Annotated in this window: 1 protein-coding gene; it reads right to left on the bottom strand. The window is 55.1% G+C overall.

Annotated elements, in window-relative coordinates; genetic code table 11:
- A partial coding sequence (locus R0J92_RS25390; protein WP_411053724.1) for an AMP-binding protein occupies positions 1-215 on the bottom strand: 215 nt, incomplete at its 3' end.
- Positions 216-247: the final 32 nt, after the last annotated feature.

Consider the following 247-nt stretch of genomic DNA (forward strand, 5'->3'; position numbering starts at 1 on the left):
CTATACCAAATCGTGACACCGAAGTCTTCGATTGCTTGATACCAGGCATCTGGAGAAAAGCGCCCGCCCAGAATAACAGTCGTGACGCCGTTAAGCCACGGGGAGAATACGCCGTATGCCGTTCCTGTCACCCAGCCTGGGTCAGCGGTGCACCAATAAATATCCTGCTCCTGGAAATCGAGCACCCATTTGCCGGTCTGGTACTGCTGCACCATCGCATATTGCGCGTGCAAGACCCCTTTCGGCT

It is taken from the genome of Tritonibacter sp. SIMBA_163 (genome assembly GCF_046535935.1).
Taxonomy (GTDB): domain Bacteria; phylum Pseudomonadota; class Alphaproteobacteria; order Rhodobacterales; family Rhodobacteraceae; genus Epibacterium; species Epibacterium scottomollicae.